The organism is Salinicola tamaricis, from assembly GCF_003006155.1.
In the GTDB taxonomy this organism is placed as follows: domain Bacteria; phylum Pseudomonadota; class Gammaproteobacteria; order Pseudomonadales; family Halomonadaceae; genus Salinicola; species Salinicola tamaricis.
On record NZ_CP023559.1, the window covers coordinates 4110048 to 4123454 of the forward strand.

Sequence of the window (13407 nt, forward strand, 5' to 3'; positions counted from 1 at the left end):
CAAGCGCCACGACTTGCATTATCCTGCGGCGCTTTGGAGAATGTTAGGACGTTCACGATTTTAGGTAATCCGCTATGCCGCAACATATCGGCTTCAAACTGGCGCGCCTGCCACGACTCTGGCGTGCCGTCATCGATGAACGCTTGGCGCCGCTGGGGCTGACCCAGACCCGCTGGGTGACGCTCTACAACCTGCGCCGCATGGGCGGTGGTCAGGCCCAGTGCGATCTGGCCCGGGCAATCGGCGTCGAGGCCCCCTCACTGGTGCGCACGCTCGACCAGCTGGCCGAGCAGAACCTGATCGAGCGCCGTCCCTGCGCCGAAGATCGTCGCACCAAACGCCTGCACCTCACTGAAGAGGCGACGCCGCTATTGGAGCAGATCGAGGCGATCGTGGATGAGGTGCGCGACGAGATGTTGGCCGGTTTCAGCGCCGAAGAGATGGACACCTTCGAAAGCATGCTCGACCGCATCGAGAAAAACGGCGTGGCGCTGCAGCGCCAGTCGGAGCAGAACCGGGCGAGCTGAGCCCGCCTTTCACGCCGGCCGGGCGGGCGGTGGCGCCGGATTGCCGCTGCCTGCGAGGGTATCGCGCATCGCCTGCCAGCTCGGCCATTCGCGCTCGAAGCGCGCCAGTTCCACCGCCTCCTGCCACCAGACGCACAGCGTGTGCTGATGCGATTCGACCGCCAGCGCATCATCGGGGAGCGTCTTGAGCCACGCCTCGAGTGCGGCCAGACGCTTGGCATCGAGCGACGGCAGCGGTGCCTGTCGCCAGCGCCAGCCCGGTGCTGCCGGAGCCAGGGCATCGCTGCCGACTCGGTCCCTGACCAAGGTGAAGTCGCTGCCGGTGAGCGTGCCGGGGTAACGCAGCCGATACCCGGTCAGCGGCAGATCCGGCTGCGCCAGCGGCGCCTTGGCGAACGACAGCTCGCCGCCGTGTCCCTTGGCGTGACGCCGCAGGCGCCCACGCACCGACTCCGCCCGGCTCGGGCGCAGCCACATCATCGGCGATAGCATCAACAGCACCGCCACCAGCAGAAATCCCAATACCGCCATACCTCACATTCTCCCTGGCCACTCGTCTGATCGCAGACGTCGTGTTTTCGTGTCTGTTTACAAAGCGTTGCGTCCGAGATCGGCATGAACGATGATCGGCTGCGGCAGCACGTCGCGGCCGGCGTGCGTCGCCACCGTTGTACGCCCAATGGACCCAGCTTAGAGTGGGTATTGTCATTCGCCGGATGGGGGTTCACCCATGAGCAACGAATATCACCACGTGCTGGTCGCTGTAGACCTCACCAAGGATTCGCACAAGGTGCTTGAGCGCGCGATCCCGATTGCCCGCCGCAATCAGGCCAAGCTCTCGATCATGCACACGCTGGAACCGCTCGGCTTTGCCTATGGCGGTGACATTCCGATGGATCTCACCAGCATCCAGGACCAGTTGGACGAGCACGCCACGCAGCGTCTGGGCGATATCGCCGATCCCTACGACATTCCGCGCGAGGATCAACACATCGTGGTCGGCATGCCCGATACCGAAATCCAGCGCTTTGCCAAGGATCACGATGTCGATCTGATCGTGGTCGGCTCCCACGGCCGCCACGGCTTCGCGCTGCTGCTGGGCTCCACCTCTACCGGCGTGCTTCATGGCGCAGAGTGCGACGTGCTCGCGGTGCGCGTGGGCAAGGATGGCGAAAGCGCCGAGTAACTCGGTACCCGGCCCATCGCGCCTGCCGCGCGATGGGCCTCTCGACACCATGGCTTCAGCTCTCTCCTTCCGACATGGCCTCCAGCTCCATCCAGCGCTCCATCGCCGCGTCCAGCTCTGCCTGAGTCTGCGCCAGCGCCTCCAGCGTGGCAGTGACCTGGCTGCTCTCCTGCTGATAGAAGGTAGGGTCGCTCATGCGCGTCTCGAACTCGGCCACGCGGGTCTCCAGCGCTTCGATCGTGGCCGGCAGCGCATCCAGCTCGCGCTGCAGCTTGTAGGAAAGTTTCTGGCGGCGCTTGTCTGCGGCTGCGGGGGCCGCTGGCTGATTATCGTCCCGCGCGGCGTCTCTCGCCTTGCCAGCCTCGGACGCCACTGGAGCCGCGGCCGGCTGCTCCCAGGGCGCCGGCGGCAGCTTGCCGCCCTGACGCACCCAGTCGCTGTAGCCGCCGACGTAGTCACGCACCACACCATCGCCTTCGAACGCCAACACGCCGGTGACCACGTTGTCCATGAAGGCGCGGTCATGGGAGACCAGTAGCAGCGTGCCGTCAAAGTCCAGGAGCAGCTCCTCGAGCAGCTCCAGCGTCTCGACATCGAGATCGTTGGTGGGCTCGTCGAGCACCAGCACATTGGCCGGCTGAGTGAACAGCTTGGCCAGCAGCAGGCGGTTGGACTCCCCGCCCGAGAGCGCGCGCACCGGCTGGCGCGCCCGCTCCGGGGTGAACAGGAAGTCCTGCAGATAGCTGATGACGTGCTTGTCCTTGCCACCGACGCTGACCTTGTCGCTGCCCTGGGCGACGTTGTCATAGACGCTCTTGTCGAGCTCGAGCCCGGCACGCAGCTGGTCGAAATAGGCCACGCTCAGATTGGTACCCAGCCGGACGTCGCCGGCACTCGGCGTCAGCTCGCCGAGCAGGATCTTGAGCAGAGTGGTCTTGCCGGCGCCGTTGCGTCCGATCAGGCCGATGCGGTCGCCGCGCTGGATCTCCAGCGACAGATCACGAATGACGATGCCGTCGCCTCCGCGCGCCTCGGCGTAGCCGTGGGTGACGCCCTTCAGCTCGACCACGCGCTTGCCGCTGCGCTCACCGCTGTCGACCTGGAACGACGCCTTGCCGGTGCGCTCGCGCCGTTGGGCCCGCTCATCGCGCATCTTCTCGAGCGCACGCACACGTCCTTCGTTGCGCGTGCGCCGCGCCTTGATGCCCTGACGGATCCAGCTCTCTTCCTGGGCCAGCTTCTTGTCGAACTCGGCACGCTCACGCGCCTCGACCTCGAGCTCGTGCGCCTTCTGCGCCTGATAGGTGGCGTAGTCGCCGGGGTAGCGGCCCAGGCGCCCGCGATCCAGCTCGAGAATGGCGGTCGCCAGCCGCGACAGGAAGGCGCGGTCGTGGGTAATGAACAGCACCGCGCCCTCGAATGCCAGCAACTGGGTCTCGAGCCAGGCGATGGTGTCGATGTCGAGATGGTTGGTGGGCTCGTCGAGCAGCAACAGATCGGGGCCGGCGACCATCGCCCGGGCCAGCGCCACGCGCCGCCGCCAGCCGCCGGAAAGATCGCTCATCAGAGTATCTGCCGGCAGGCCCAGTCGGGTCAGCACGGAGTCGATACGCTGATGGAAGGACCAGCCGTCGAGCGCCTCTAGCCGCGTCTGCAGCGTTTCCAGACGGCGCATGTCAGGCTCGGCCTGGGCCACCAGCTGGTGATACTCGGTCAGCAGGGCGCCGGTCTCCGGCAGCCCCTGGGCCACGACCTCGAAGATCGTGGCCTGATCGGCGTCCGGCAGGGCCTGCTCGAGCACCCCGATCTTGAGCCCCGGCGCGCGCCAGACATGGCCATCGTCGGCCTGATTGTCTCCGGCGATCAACCTCAGCAGGGTCGACTTGCCGGTGCCGTTGCGGCCGACCAGCGCCAGACGCTCGCCCTTCTCGATGACCAGGTCGGCGCCATCCAGCAGGCTGTGGTGCCCATAGGCAAGTTGCAGTTGTTCCAGGCGAAGCAGGGCCACGTTGATCCTCTCGGTGGTGATGCATGCATGATCGGTTGCCATTGTACCCTGCCGGGACGGCTGCACCGATAGCAGGCTGCACTCGCGGGGCCGGCGTTCTACAATGGTCGGCTTCGAAACACCCACTGCAAGGAGTGCCGCTTGAGCGACACGCCCCCCGACGCCTTGTCCGCTGACGATTCACCGCTCCCCGAAGCGCTGCGTCTCACCGCCCCGCGGCACTGATCGACATCGGCGCCAACCTCACCCACGAGAGCTTCACCTCGGATCTGCCGGCGGTGCTGGCCCGGGCCGAAGCGGCCAACGTGCGCGCCCTGGTCGTGACCGGCGCGGACCCCGAAGGCGCCGAGCGTGCCTGCGAGCTGAGCCAGCGCCACCCTAACCTTTGGGCTACCGCCGGCGTGCATCCGCACCACGCCGCCGACTGGGATACCGCGCTGGAGCGCCGCATGCGTGACCTGCATGCGCAACCACGGGTGGTGGCGGTGGGCGAGTGCGGGCTCGATTTCAATCGCAATTTCTCCTCGCCGGCGGACCAGGAGCGGGCCTTCGAGGCGCAGTTGGCGCTGGCCGCAGAGTCCGGGCTGCCGCTGTTCCTCCACGAGCGTGACGCCGGCCGGCGCATGCGAGATGATACTGCACGAGTGGCGTCACCGCTTGAGCGACGCGGTGATCCACTGCTTCACCGGCGAACGCGATACCCTCTACGGTTATCTCGACCTCGACCTGCATATCGGCCAGACCGGCTGGTTGAGCGACGAACGCGCGGTCATCATCTGCGTGAGTTCATTGCTGAGGTACCCGCTGAACGGCTGATGGTGGAGACCGACTGCCCCTATCTGCTACCGCGCAACCTGCCGGCCAAGATCAAGGGCCGTCGCCACGAGCCGGCTCTGCTACCTTGGATAGTGAGGGAGCTGGCGCGCTGGCGCGGCGAGGACGAGGAGACGCTGGCCCGCGTCACACCCGAACCGCCAGCCGCTTCTTCCGTCTGCAGGAGACTTTCGAGCCATGAGCGAATTTCCCGGTTTCATTGCCGTGGAGACCGGCGATGACAACGCCATACCGCTGGCGATCGCCTGGGCGTTACCCAACGGCCAGGTCAAGCACACGCTGATCCAGCCCGACGATGACTGGCTCGACGAGGAGCTGCTCTCGCTCGGCGGCTACGGTCTGGACGAGCTGCGCCAGTTCGGCGTGAGCCCGCTGGACGTGCTGCGCGAGCTGGAGAACGACCACTTCAGCCAGACGCTCTATACGGCCGGCGTGCAGGATGACGAAGCGGCGCTTTCGAGAATGTTCGACGACTTTGGCGTCGACCCGTTCGTCGAACTGGCACCGGCGGAGATTCTGTATCCTGATCTATCGCCCGGCGAGTGGTCGCGCGCCCGCGGCGAGCTTTTCGGCGAGCTGGGGCTGGAGCCGCTGCGCCCCGAGCACGAAGTCCAGGTGATGCTCTATCTGCACCAGGCCTGACCCAAGGGTGATGGCTGCCGCTTAAAGCGGTGCTCATGCGTGGTGAGTACCGCGTCGAGCCGCGCGCGGCCGGCCGCGATCGCCACTTCATGCGTCTCGCCTCGACGGTAGAACGCCCGCAGCGTGGCGGTGAATGCCTCGGCACGCGGCGGCAAAACCCTGATCACGATAGCGTTCGGCGCGCGCGCGACCTTGGCAGCGAGGCCTGGCGGTCGACGGCAACACCATCGAGATTGTCCACACTGACCTCGAAGGGCTTGGCACAGGCCTGGCACAGCAGCCGCTCCAGCGCCTGCGGGGCGGCTTCGACCTGTTCGAATACCGCCTGCTTAGCGGCATCGCGGCCATCCGGTTCGTACCAGTAGCCGTAATCCTCCAATTGACGCCGCGCCGCGCCGGCGATGCACCAGTGGCTCACCTCAGGGGCGCTGGCGAAAAAACCGTGGGCGAAGACGATACGGTGATAGCCGACATCGCCACCGGCAGGCAGATAGATCGGCTCGTCGCCGCCCTTGACCAGGCGCGTATTGAAGGTATCGGCGAAGACACCATCGAATAGCGCCATGACATCCTCGATTGCGTACACCATGACTCCTCCTGGACCGCCACGCAGTATACGGAAGTCCATGCCCGACGCCGAGCATCACCCAGCGACTCCTGCTAATATTCCCGCCCTGTCCGTCCGGTCAAGGAGCGAGCCGTGTCGACCCTCCCCCGCCTGCCACGCTGGCGTCGCGAAACGGCGGCGCTGCTGCGTCTGAGCCTGCCTATCTGCGGCGCCCAGCTGGCTCAGTCCGGCATGAGCGCCGCCGATGTGATCATGTCCGGGCGCGCCAGCGCCACCGATCTCGCGGCGGTCTCGGTCGGGGCCAGCCTATGGGTCCCCGTGATGCTGCTGATGACCGGGACGCTGATGGGCCTGACACCGCTGGTGGCCCATCAGATGGGCGCCGGCCGGCCCCAGCACGTGCGCGCCAAGGTGCATCAGGCGCTGTGGGTCGCACTGGCATTCGGCTGCCTTGCGGCACTCACCCTCGGGTTGGGCTCGGGCCTGGTGTTCCGCTGGATGCAGGTGCCCACGACGGTCGCGGCCCTGGCCACAGACTATCTCGGCGCCGTCGCCTGGGGGATTCCGGCGATCGCGCTCTACCAGGCGCTGCGCGCCTTCTCCGACGGAATGCATCACACGCGCCCGGCGCTGTGGATCAGCCTGATCGGGCTGGCGGTCAACGTGCCCAGCAACTACCTGCTGATCTACGGCGGCCCGGGGCTGGTCGACCTGCTCGGCAGCGGCGTGCCTGCGCCGCTGCAGCATCTGCCGGCGCTGGGGGCGCTGGGTTGCGGCATCGCCACGGCAGTGTCCATGTGGTCGATGTGTCTGGGTATGGCCTGGTACACCGTCGTAGCCGCGCCTATGCGCCGGTGGTGATCTGGACCGCCCCGACCGCGCCGCGTTTGAGAGAAATCGGCGAGCTGCTCTACATCGGTCTGCCCATCGGGCTGGCGATCTTTTTCGAGGTCACTCTGTTCACCGTGATCACGTTGCTGGTGGCCTATCTCGGTGAAGTCACCGTCGCCGCCCACCAGATTGCGCTCAATGTCACCTCGATCCTGTTCATGCTCCCGCTGTCGCTGAGCATGGCGCTGACGGTACGGGTCAGTAACCGCATGGGGGCCGGCGACCTGGGGGATGCACGCTTCGTGGCCTGGAACGGGGTGGCCGTGGGACTGCTGCTGGCGCTGTTCAACTGCGCCGTGCTATGGCTGCTGGCGCGACCCATCGTCACCTCTACAGCGCCGATAGTGCCGTGCAGTCACTGGCACTGTCGCTGATCCTGCTGGCGATGCTGTTTCAGGTCTCGGATTCGTTGCAGGTCAACCTGGCGGGCGCGTTGCGCGGCTACAAGGACACCCGAGTGGTGATGGGCATCACCCTGATCGCCTACTGGGTCATCGGACTGGGCGTGGGGCATACCCTGGGGCGCGGCATGACGGGTATCCCCGAGCTGGGCATCTATGGTTACTGGATCGGGCTCAACGCGGGCCTGACCGCAGCCGCCCTGATGCTGGGCTGGCGCCTGCTGATCAAGGGCCGCACGTCGCGCCAGGTCGCGCACGACGGGGGAAAATCGACCGCCGGGGCTTAACACCCCGGCAGAGGCTGTGCTAATAGTGACTTCAAGCCGTCATGGCAGTAGCTTCAGGTCTTCATGACGTGAGCGACAGGTCATCGCGTGGCTCGGGTCGCGGCAGTGGCCGTATGCCATGACAGTAGCTATAGATGATAGAGAAGTGATGTATAGGCAATTGATAGACAGGTAAGGAACGGACAAGCGATGGCGAGCCGTTCATAGACAATGGCGTGACGCGGTAACCAGCCACGCGAGGCAACAGCGAGTGATATAACCACAGCGGCTGCAGGTGGTTCCGAGGCCCAAGCCGACCGATTGCCGACCAGGAGGGTAGCCATGGGAAGCCAACTTTCCCCCAGCTCCGCGCAGATCATCGATCTCGAGACCATGAGGCACCGGCTAAGGGCAAGAAAGCGACTGGTCAGATTGTCGCCAGAGCTCGACGGGCTGGAAATGCTCTACTATCTCGCATCCGAGCCCGACACCCTCTACGCCATGCCACTGCTGGCCTGGGGGCTACGCGAGGATGGCGAAGTGGTGGGTCTGGTGCCATGGATGGAGAGTCTCAGCGCCTGCCACGAACTCGATGACCCGGAGTATGGTCATTTCGTCGGCTACCGCGACCCGGAGACGCGGGAGATCTTCCACCTCGCCCCGGAGCACAAGATCGCCGAACTCGAGCATGCCGCGGCCTATTTCGACTATGAAGAGACGCCGGACATCTCTTTGACCCAGCAACTGCCAGAAACTCAGGGCACCCATGCCCTGTGCATGGACAGCGATGGGCGCCCCTGGCAGTTGAAACAGATCGTCGCCTGGCATCTTTACAGCGACGGCAGCGTCGATGCCATGCTGGTCGACGACGCCCGCGTCGACTCGCTACCGGTGCTGCCGGGGGATGACTGCCTCTATCCCGGACGCAGCCGGCACGAGACGCTCTACTTCTTCCAGCGCTACATCGCCAATCGTATCCGCAACGAGGATCCGGACACGCTGGAAGCGCTGGCACTGATGGTCATGCCGGGCAGTTGAGCCCGGCAGTACATGCTCAGCCGCCGAGCCGCAGCCGATAGCGGTAGCGCCCTTCCTCTTCGCTCTGCTCGATCAGCTCGTGCCCAGAAAGCTGCAGAACTTGGGAATGTCGCGTGTCGTCGCGGGGTCGGTGGCGATGACCTGCAGAATCTGACCCGGCTGCAATCGCGCACCTTGTTGTGCATCAACATGATCGGCTCGGGGCAGTAAAGCCCCTGAGTGTCGAGTGTCTCTTCACTCTGCGCTGTGTGTCCGACTCTGCATGCTGCTCTCCTCCGGCACCTTCATCCGTCGATCCGCACAATGACGGTGACTTCTTCACGATCATGATACAGGTGGCGACAGGCGATGGTCGCGCTGACACCATGAGCATGCAGCGTCTCCTCCAGGCGGGTCAGGCAGCGCCGCACTTCGTCCCAGCGCTTCTTCATCGGCAGCTTGAGGTTGAAGATCGCTTCTCGGCACCAGCGCCGGATCAGCCAGCGCTCGACCATGTCGATCACCCGCATCGGCTTGTCGACGATATCGCAGACCAGCCAGTCCAGACGATAGGGCGGCTCCCAGACGAAGCCGTCCTCACGCAGATGCTCGACCTGGCCGGTGGCCATGAGGGCCTTGTCCATGGGGCCGTTGTCGATGGCGTAGACGAACAGGCCCTTGCGCACCAGCTGATAGGTCCAGCCTCCGGGGGCCGCGCCGAGATCGACCGCCTGCATCCCGGACGAGAGCCGCGTCTCCCAGCTCTCCTTCGGGATGAAGATATGCCAGGCCTCCTCCAGCTTGAGCGTGGAGCGGCTGGGAGCATCGGCGGGATGTCGCAGGCGCAGCACACCACCGGGATGCTCGCTACGATTGCCGGGAAAGCTGATCCCGACCTGGACACGATCGCCGGCCAGCCAGAACAGATGCAACCGCCGGCCGCCGGCCTTGCGGCGCAGCCCGCCGCCGCGCTTCAGCGCGCTCTCCAGCGGGCGGCTGAGTGACTTCGCCAAGCGCCCGAGGGCCTTGCCATCATTGGTGTCCGGGGTCTCGTGCCAGACCGCCTCGAAGCTCCAGCCGCTTTCCTCGACCAAGCGGCTGATGGGCGAGATCCGATCTTCCCGGTCCAGGGTCAGCGGCATGAAGGCCACCAGCGACTGACGCGCGAAGACCAGCGACGCCAGCGGCAGCTGGCGATGCACGCTGTTGGCCGGGCCAGACTCGGTCTGCCAGCAGACGAAGCCGCTATCGGGTTCGGCCAGAGCGACACGCCCCGGCTCACCGGCCGCCGCCGCGCGCTCGGTAATCTCCGCAGCCAGGTCGGATTCGAAACCGGCTCGACAGTAAAGCAGCCATGCATTGGGGACTTGGCTCACACTCGCCTCTTCTCTCGAATACTCATCAATCGTGGGCGACACGATACCATGTGTTGTGCTGGACACGCCTCGAACCCCAAAAAAAGTGACCCCCAGTCTCGGCAAGACTGAGGGTCTGTATCGATGCCTGCGGATCTTTTATTCGGCGCTCTATTGGGCCACGCCGCTACTCGTCAGGAGAGATTCCCAGAAACGAGTGAACCCCGGTCTCTGTCGAGACCGGGGTTCGGTATAGGTGCCTGACGATGACCTACTCTCACATGGGGAGACCCCACACTACCATCGGCGCTAAGCGGTTTCACTTCTGAGTTCGGCATGGAATCAGGTGGTTCCCACTCGCTATGGTCGTCAGGCAAAACTGACGTCGACATGAACCTGTGACACGCTTTCACGCGCCAGCTTCACATCGACCAATCTGGATCATGCTGATGATACGTCTCTCGCTTATCCGGCCATTGTCGCGATGCGATCGCGCGACCCCGGTCTGGAGTACCCAGACCCCTTGGGGTTATATGGTCAAGCCTCACGGGGCATTAGTACACGTTAGCTCAACGCCTTGCAGCGCTTCCACACCGTGCCTATCAACCAGCTCGTCTTGCTGGACCCTTTAGGAGACTCGAAGTCTCAGGGAGATCTCATCTTGAAGGGGGCTTCCCGCTTAGATGCCTTCAGCGGTTATCCCGTCCGCACATAGCTACCCGGCAGTGCCACTGGCGTGACAACCGGAACACCAGAGGTGCGTCCACTCCGGTCCTCTCGTACTAGGAGCAGCACTTCTCAAATCTCCAACGCCCACGGCAGATAGGGACCGAACTGTCTCACGACGTTCTAAACCCAGCTCGCGTACCACTTTAAATGGCGAACAGCCATACCCTTGGGACCGACTTCAGCCCCAGGATGTGATGAGCCGACATCGAGGTGCCAAACACCGCCGTCGATGTGAACTCTTGGGCGGTATCAGCCTGTTATCCCCGGAGTACCTTTTATCCGTTGAGCGATGGCCCTTCCATACAGAACCACCGGATCACTAGAACCTACTTTCGTACCTGCTCGACGTGTCTGTCTCGCAGTTAAGCACCCTTATGCTCTTGCACTCAATGCACGATTTCCAACCGTGCTGAGGGTACCTTCGTGCTCCTCCGTTACGCTTTCGGAGGAGACCGCCCCAGTCAAACTACCCACCACACACTGTCCTTACACCGGATCACGGTGCGAAGTTAGAACGCCAATGATGCCAGGCTGGTATTTCAAGGTTGGCTCCACCGCAACTGGCGTCACGGTTTCCAAGCCTCCCAGCTATCCTACACAAGCAACATCAGCGTCCAGTGTGAAGCTATAGTAAAGGTTCACGGGGTCTTTCCGTCTAGCCGCGGGTACACAGCATCTTCACTGCGATTTCAATTTCACTGAGTCTCGGGTGGAGACAGCGTGGCCATCATTACGCCATTCGTGCAGGTCGGAACTTACCCGACAAGGAATTTCGCTACCTTAGGACCGTTATAGTTACGGCCGCCGTTTACCGGGGCTTCGATCAGGAGCTTCGCTTGCGCTAACACCATCAATTAACCTTCCGGCACCGGGCAGGCGTCACACCCTATACGTCCGCTTACGCGTTAGCAGAGTGCTGTGTTTTTAATAAACAGTTGCAGCCACCTGGTATCTTCGACCGGTTCACGCTAGGAGAGCGAGTCTCTTCACGCTACGCCGGCGCACCTTCTCCCGAAGTTACGGTGCCATTTTGCCTAGTTCCTTCACCCGAGTTCTCTCAAGCGCCTTGGGATTCTCACCCTGACCACCTGTGTCGGTTTGGGGTACGGTCGCATGTGATCTGAAGCTTAGAGGCTTTTCCTGGAAGCGTGGCATCGATGACTTCCGGACCGTAGTCCGTTCGTCTCGTCTCTCGGCCTTGAGAGCCCGGATTTGCCTAAGCTCTCAGCCTACTGACTTTCACCAGGACAACCAACGCCTGGCTCACCTAGCCTTCTTCGTCCCCCCATCGCAATCACATCCGGTACGGGAATATTGACCCGTTTCCCATCGACTACGCTTTTCAGCCTCGCCTTAGGGGCCGACTCACTCTGCTCCGATTGACGTAGAACAGAAACCCTTGGTCTTCCGGCGGGGGAGGTTTTCACTCCCCTTGTCGTTACTCATGTCAGCATTCGCACTCGTGATACCTCCAGCATGCTTCTCAACACACCTTCGCAGGCTTACACGACGCTCCTCTACCGCTCATCCTGAGGATGAACCCGTAGCTTCGGCATCTGGTTTGAGCCCCGTTACATCTTCCGCGCAGGCCGACTCGACTAGTGAGCTATTACGCTTTCTTTAAAGGATGGCTGCTTCTAAGCCAACCTCCTAGCTGTCTATGCCTTCCCACATCGTTTCCCACTTAACCAGAATTTGGGGGCCTTAGCTGACGGTCTGGGTTGTTTCCCTTTTCACGACGGACGTTAGCACCCGCCGTGTGTCTCCCACGCTCTACTCACCGGTATTCGGAGTTTGCCTCGGGTTGGTAACCCGGGATGGGCCCCTAGCCGAAACAGTGCTCTACCCCCGGCGGTAATACGTGAGGCGCTACCTAAATAGCTTTCGAGGAGAACCAGCTATCTCCGAGCTTGATTAGCCTTTCACTCCGATCCACAGCTCATCCGAATCTTTTTCAACAGATCCCCGGTTCGGGCCTCCAGTCAGTGTTACCTGACCTTCACCCTGGCCATGGATAGATCGCCCGGTTTCGGGTCTATATCCAGCGACTGGTCGCCCAGTTAAGACTCGATTTCTCTACGCCTCCCCTATACGGTTAAGCTCGCCACTGAATATAAGTCGCTGACCCATTATACAAAAGGTACGCGGTCACCGAACAAGTCGGCTCCCACTGCTTGTACGCACACGGTTTCAGGATCTATTTCACTCCCCTCTCCGGGGTTCTTTTTTTTTCTTTTTTTTTCTTTTCTGGTTCACTATCGGTCAGCCAGGAGTATTTAGCCTTGGAGGATGGTCCCCCCATGTTCAGTCAAGGTTTCACGTGCCCCGACCTACTCGATTTCACATGTTCAGGTTTTCGACGACGGGGCTATCACCCACTATGGCCGGCCTTTCCAGACCGTTTGTCTAACCAGTCACATGCTTAAGGGCTACTCCCCGTTCGCTCGCCGCTACTGGGGGAATCTCGGTTGATTTCTTTTCCTCGGGGTACTTAGATGTTTCAGTTCCCCCGGTTCGCTTCCCAACACCTATGGATTCAGTGTGGGATACCCAGCTTATGCTGGGTGGGTTTCCCCATTCGGACATGCCCGGGTCACAGGTTGTTTGCCACCTCACCGAGCCTTTTCGCAGGCTACAACGTCCTTCATCGCCTCTGGCTGCCTAGGCATCCACCGTGTGCGCTTAATCGCTTGACCATATAACCCGAAGGAGTCTGGTCGCGCGATCACAACGACAATTGCCGGATACGCTTGAGACGTATCACTTTTCGCTCTTCGCCATTCCAACTACGAATGGTGAAGAACTGTCAGCATGATCCACATTGTTAAAGAGCGTTTAGAGCAGAAGCTCTAAGCGATCGACTCGGTCGCGGTTGTCGCGACGAAGCGGATGGCTTAGAACTCGGTGACTGTTTTTCGATCAATCTTTTCCAGGCAAGGCGAAGGTCGGCGACGCATAGTTCGCTATGTGAGTCGGCTTTCAA

Annotated in this window: 9 protein-coding genes, 2 rRNA genes and 2 pseudogenes; 6 read left to right on the forward strand and 7 right to left on the reverse strand. The window is 62.6% G+C overall.

The window, feature by feature from the left end:
- Positions 1-74 precede the first annotated feature (74 nt).
- Positions 75-527, forward strand: coding sequence for a transcriptional regulator SlyA (slyA, locus tag CN538_RS18855; RefSeq protein WP_106420426.1), 453 nt, complete (start codon positions 75-77; stop codon positions 525-527).
- A gap of 9 nt (positions 528-536) precedes the next feature.
- On the opposite strand, the gene CN538_RS18860 is transcribed toward slyA, so the two are convergent.
- Complete coding sequence (locus CN538_RS18860; RefSeq protein WP_106420427.1) at positions 537-1058, reverse strand: preprotein translocase subunit YajC; 522 nt, start codon at positions 1056-1058, stop codon at positions 537-539.
- Between the two features lie 199 nt (positions 1059-1257).
- On the opposite strand from CN538_RS18860, the gene CN538_RS18865 reads away from it, so the two are divergent.
- Positions 1258-1713, forward strand: coding sequence for a universal stress protein (locus CN538_RS18865; protein ID WP_035469719.1), 456 nt, complete (start codon positions 1258-1260; stop codon positions 1711-1713).
- A gap of 55 nt (positions 1714-1768) precedes the next feature.
- Here the strand turns inward: CN538_RS18865 and CN538_RS18870 are convergent, their stop codons facing one another.
- Positions 1769-3721 carry an ATP-binding cassette domain-containing protein gene (locus CN538_RS18870; RefSeq protein ID WP_106420716.1) on the reverse strand — a complete coding sequence of 651 codons (1953 nt, stop codon included), beginning with the start codon at positions 3719-3721 and terminating at the stop codon, positions 1769-1771.
- Between the two features lie 278 nt (positions 3722-3999).
- On the opposite strand from CN538_RS18870, the gene CN538_RS26575 reads away from it, so the two are divergent.
- Positions 4000-4776: a TatD family hydrolase gene (locus tag CN538_RS26575; RefSeq protein WP_422917530.1), complete on the forward strand. Its 777-nt coding sequence runs from the start codon at positions 4000-4002 to the stop codon at positions 4774-4776.
- The gene (locus CN538_RS18880; protein ID WP_106420429.1) at positions 4733-5197 is read left to right on the forward strand and encodes a hypothetical protein; all 465 of its coding nucleotides are present in this window, start codon (positions 4733-4735) and stop codon (positions 5195-5197) included. The genes CN538_RS26575 and CN538_RS18880 overlap by 44 nt, the downstream gene beginning before the upstream one ends.
- Before the next feature lie 163 nt (positions 5198-5360).
- On the opposite strand, the gene CN538_RS18885 is transcribed toward CN538_RS18880, so the two are convergent.
- Positions 5361-5786: an elongation factor P hydroxylase gene (locus CN538_RS18885; RefSeq protein WP_164999669.1), complete on the reverse strand. Its 426-nt coding sequence runs from the start codon at positions 5784-5786 to the stop codon at positions 5361-5363.
- A gap of 111 nt (positions 5787-5897) precedes the next feature.
- Between CN538_RS18885 and CN538_RS18890 the strand changes: the two are divergent.
- A pseudogene (locus tag CN538_RS18890) lies at positions 5898-7344 on the forward strand (MATE family efflux transporter).
- 321 nt (positions 7345-7665) lie between these two features.
- On the forward strand, positions 7666-8361 hold the full coding sequence (locus CN538_RS18895) for a hypothetical protein (RefSeq protein WP_106420430.1): 696 nt from the start codon (positions 7666-7668) through the stop codon (positions 8359-8361).
- A 16-nt stretch (positions 8362-8377) separates the two neighbouring features.
- Here CN538_RS18895 and tusA read toward each other — a convergent pair.
- The 4 genes and pseudogenes from tusA to CN538_RS18915 form a co-directional block, all read right to left on the reverse strand.
- Positions 8378-8555, reverse strand: a pseudogene (tusA, locus tag CN538_RS18900) (sulfurtransferase TusA).
- Between the two features lie 90 nt (positions 8556-8645).
- Positions 8646-9716 carry a 23S rRNA (cytidine(2498)-2'-O)-methyltransferase RlmM gene (gene rlmM / locus CN538_RS18905; RefSeq protein WP_106420431.1) on the reverse strand — a complete coding sequence of 357 codons (1071 nt, stop codon included), beginning with the start codon at positions 9714-9716 and terminating at the stop codon, positions 8646-8648.
- A 237-nt stretch (positions 9717-9953) separates the two neighbouring features.
- Positions 9954-10069 (reverse strand): 5S ribosomal RNA (gene rrf / locus CN538_RS18910).
- A gap of 159 nt (positions 10070-10228) precedes the next feature.
- Positions 10229-13120, reverse strand: a 23S ribosomal RNA gene (locus tag CN538_RS18915).
- Between the last annotated feature and the right edge of the window lie 287 nt (positions 13121-13407).